At 59.3% G+C, this 4,270-nt stretch carries 3 protein-coding genes; 1 reads left to right on the top strand and 2 read right to left on the bottom strand.

Annotation, left to right across the window (positions count from 1 at the left end):
* Both B3Y70_RS16730 and B3Y70_RS16725 read right to left on the bottom strand, forming a co-directional pair.
* The coding region (locus B3Y70_RS16730; protein ID WP_288590150.1) for a YbcC family protein at positions 1–2,316 on the bottom strand (2,316 nt) is incomplete at its 3' end.
* Positions 2,313–3,926, bottom strand: coding sequence for an NADH-quinone oxidoreductase subunit L (locus B3Y70_RS16725; RefSeq protein ID WP_288590149.1), 1,614 nt, complete (start codon positions 3,924–3,926; stop codon positions 2,313–2,315). The genes B3Y70_RS16725 and B3Y70_RS16730, both read right to left, overlap by 4 nt.
* Before the next feature lie 107 nt (positions 3,927–4,033).
* On the opposite strand from B3Y70_RS16725, the gene B3Y70_RS16720 reads away from it, so the two are divergent.
* Positions 4,034–4,270 (top strand): LysR family transcriptional regulator (locus B3Y70_RS16720; protein WP_288590147.1); only part of this gene is annotated, 237 nt, incomplete at its 3' end.

The raw sequence follows: 4,270 nt of genomic DNA, 5'->3' as shown, positions 1-4,270 counted from the left end.
CCGGACATCCGCGTTACCCCGGATCACCGCTTCAATGCGTTCCGCCGGTGCATCGATCACCACCGCAAGGCGCATCGGCTCGTGGCGCCAGTGCTCACCGTCGAACACCGACTGCAGCGGCAGCCCGATCTTGAGATCGACTCCATTCCCTTCGATCACGCCCAGGTTACCGCCAACGACCGAGTGCAGCAGTTTGTTGCCGGCACCGAAGATATCCGGCCTTGCAACGGAACCGAAATACTGCAGGTTGATCCAGTTGGCCACCACCATGGGCGCAGACATCAGCAGAGTCAGAACCTCTCCGGACGGGTCCTGCGCCGGATCATAGTCGTGCAGGAAGCACCGTCCTCCGAGATCCAGTGAGCGAGTAAGCGAGCGCGGGCCGATCACCATCCCGGCATTATTCGCCAGCCCCCACTCCGGCCGCACTTCCGCCCAGTTGCGAGTCCGGCGTTTGAGTTCGGCAAGCAGGTCGTCATCGTTCTTGCCATTAAGCCCGAGACTGGTGGCTCTCTCTCTGCGACAGGCGCGACCAGCAGCCTCAAGCTTCTCAACCAGCGTATTCAGTACCCGCTGATGGCTATCGGGCACCTGGTCCCGCCCGTAAATGGTTATCCTGTCTGTGATCGTGCAATGCTCAGCCGCCAGAGCAATGGTGCTCTCGGGCATAATGATGCCACGCTCTGCCAGCCCCGCCCTCACCTGTCGGTCATTCAGCAGCTCGGCAGCCACTCTGGCATTTACCCCTCCATTTTTGCCGCCACAGGCTCCGCAGGCCAGACCAGCTTCGTTGGGGTTGTTGTCCGTATGGGCACCATGGCCCACCAGCAACAACACGCTGGCGAAGCCTTTGGTCAGGGACATCGCCCGCAAAAGCCCTTCCGCCAGATTTACCCGCTCAGGATCTGACAAAGGATAGCCGTCCACGCAGTGGTGGAGCCTGCCGGGTTCCACCGCCTCTGCTTTTGTAGAGTTTCTGTTCAGGCTGTCGCGAACCAGCTTCCAGGCCCAGGCAAGGCCAGTGGTTTCCACCAGTGTGAATGTAGACAGGCTGGAGTATTTGGCCCGGCGTACGGACTCCCGAACCTGTTCGCGGCTGTCCAGTTTCCGGTCCAGCTCCCGGTCTTCTGACGGACTGCCCAGGGTTTCCGAGTACCGATACACCGGCGCCAGCAGTCCCGGCAGCCGGGCTTCGTCATCGGTTGGGCCATGCCTGTGGTGAACAATGGGCATGCCGAAAAAGCCCGCCACGCCAAGCGTTCTGATTTCAGGGTATACCTTCTCCAGCTGTCGACGAATGACTTCGGACCTTACGTCTATGCAGAAGGCGGCCTGCACTTCCGCCACAGGATCCGGTTCCGCCAGCGTGCTCCGCTCACTGGAGCGGATATCGTCAAGGAAACGGGACTGCCAGGCCAGCTCATAGGCCCGATGCCATATCCAGAGTGCCTGTTCATTAGCGGAGGCCGGCGCCAGATCGAACGCATTGACGTAACGATTCTGCCAGCTCTCACGCTCTGCCTCAGTCATATTGATCAGCGCATGGGCCTCATGAATGAGCCAGATGGTCGCCAATTGCGCGCAGAAGTGTTCGGTACCGCTTTCATGAGGATCGCCCAGTGCTGCTCGCCAGTCCACACCTCTGCACCAGGATGCCCAGCCCAGCAACTGTCCGAGCAAATGGTGGATCACCAGGGGCAGTTGGCGGCTGCTGTAAGGCAGCTCACGAGCTACCGTTGTAGCGGCTTCCTGCCAGTCAGGCTTCAGCAACATTTCCATCCTGGCTTTCCGGGCCAGTGAGCGTCCGGACTGACTAAGCCAGAACTGATACAGATCCTGTTTTGTACCAGAAACCCGCCAGCGATTCTGGCGCAGGTCGAAGTAGCGAGCACAGGCGCGTCCGATCTCTTCCCGGACCTCCTCGAGGGACGGTTCCTGTTGACCACGGCGGGTGTAACCAAGAGCCGACACAAACCCGGGCTGATTTGATGCAGCCCCAGAAAGCTGGGCCAGGAGCGCCTGGCTATCATCTTTCAAGCCCGCTTCGCGGGCAGCCTCCTCAAGGTGCGGAAGCTGAATACGGCCGCCATCCCAGGCTTCCCGGTAGAAAGCCGGAGGCATCAACAACCCTGCCCCGAACAGGTTGTCCAGTTCTCGGGATACCTTCTCGACAGGTCCAGTCCTGCTGCCCCACCAGGGGTTAACCGCAATCCAGCGATCTAACGGCCAGATGGGCGCAATTCGTTCGCAGGCTTCATTAACAAGCTCCGGAATGACCTGTTCACAGGAAACAGAATTCGCAACAGGTGCGTTCATGATCTTTCTCCAGTCAGAGCCCTGTGCCGCAGTCGGATGTCGGCCGGTTTACCGTGGGCATTGAGCCAGGTTTGTGCCCAGCGGCGGGTAAGCTTTTCGAAAGGCTTGTCGAGATAGAGTCCTTGGCTGAAGTGCCAGTGGAGCTTCTGCGCCAGCACGCCCTGCGGGCGGGCGAATAGCACCAGCGACAACATAAACAGCACGGCCAGAACTACCCAGGCGAACCACTCAGCACCAACCGGCAAGGCTGTGTGCGCGGTCTGAGGCAAAGCGGTGCTCAGCAGCCAGTTAAGCACCCCGTACAGGGGGACCAGGGTAACGGCCAGCAGCAACACGACGACACGGGCGCCTCTTTGGCTTGCTCCCGGTGTACCCAGAACGGCAGCGCCAACCGCGAACACCAGCAAGGCCGCCAGTACCGGCTTGTGGGCCACCAGTTGTGGGGCCTGCCACAGCAGGGCGGCGGCCAGGCCAGAGGCCAGCAGTGCGAGACCGGCTTGCGACTTGCTGATTTGCTCTGAAAATGCAATCCGGGAGACTTTGACGGTACGGCCAACGGCCAGGAACGAGTGCGCCTTGTACAGGGAGTGAGCCAGCAGGTGCAGTAGTGCCAGCGTGTAGGCGCCCAGCGCAATCTCGAACAGCATGAAGCCCATCTGGGCATTGGTGGACCAGACCAGGCCATGTTTCGCTGAATTCTGGGTCATCATGGTGAACACGGCGACGATGGCGGTTGCCCCGCCAACAACCAGCAGGATCATGTGCCCTGCCGTGAAGCCTTCAAACACCGGGAACAGTCGCAGCCAAAGGAAACCGCCCAGGTTGACTACGCCCGCATGCAGAAGTGCTGACACAGGGGTGGGAGCTTCCATCACCCGGATCAGCCAACCGTGGAACGGTAGCTGGGCACATTTGAGCGCAGCAGCCACCGCCAGCAAAACAGAAGCGATGGTAAGCGACTGGGATTCACGGCCCAGGTGTTCGCCCAAAGCATAGATTTCAGGGATGCGGAAGCTGCCGTAGTGATTCCAGATTAACAGTACGGCTGCCAGAATGGCGGCATCGCCAAGCCGGCTGGCAATAAATTTCTGAGCTGCCGCGAGGCGAGCCTGTGGCCGTTCCGCATACAGCGTCAGGAGCTGGTGCAATGAGAGGCTTACACCCACCCAGGCGCCAGCCAGCACCAGCAGGTGATCGGTAAACACCAGCACCAGTACACTGACCACTGTAGTGAGGAACCAGGGCAAAAACGCATTATAAGCCGGGTCGCCACGCAGGTAGTCCCGGGTATAACGAAGAATGACCCAGGCAATGAAACAGACCATCAGAGCCATCCATACCGCCAGGCCGTCCGGGTACAACCCCAGTCGAATGCCGAGCTCCGGCAGACCGGTATCAAACACCAGCCGGTCAAACAACAGGACTGCACCAATGGTGGCAGTTGCCAGTAGCAACAGCCTGAAACCGCTTTCCGCCAGGCGCCAGCAATGAGCCAGTTTGAGAGGGTTTTTCGTCCAGTTGGCGAATCCAGCCAGCACCAGCAGGGCAACAGGCAGGGCCAGCCAGGCCATCAACAGCACGAGCGAAGCAGTCGTGGTAAGTGTTGTCATGTTGGGCTCCTTCAGGTTCACGCCTACTTTGCCGTTAATGCACTCATACATAAAATGGTTTATAAAGATTAAATCGTTCACTTTTAAAGAACAGACAAGAGACCACCATGCGCCTGAACTACCATCACCTTTACTATTTCTGGACTGTGGCTCGAACCGGACACCTCACCCGGGCGGCCGAATCACTTCATATCTCTCAGTCCGCATTGTCCGGCCAGATACGAAAGCTGGAGGAAAGCCTTGGCTACGATCTTTTTGTCCGGGAGGGACGTCGACTTCGACTATCGGAGGCCGGGCGGGTCGCCTTTACCTACGCTGAAGAGATTTTCCGCCAGGGGGAGGAA

Source organism: Marinobacter sp. UBA5687, from assembly GCF_002420325.1.
Classification (GTDB): domain Bacteria; phylum Pseudomonadota; class Gammaproteobacteria; order Pseudomonadales; family Oleiphilaceae; genus Marinobacter; species Marinobacter nauticus.
This window is presented reverse-complemented; position numbering and strand designations above follow the sequence as displayed.

What these genes read in the sequence shown, in the direction of transcription:
- B3Y70_RS16725 (WP_288590149.1), bottom strand. Translation starts at nt 3,926, where the DNA reads ATGACAACACTTACCACGACTGCTTCGCTCGTGCTGTTGATGGCCTGG.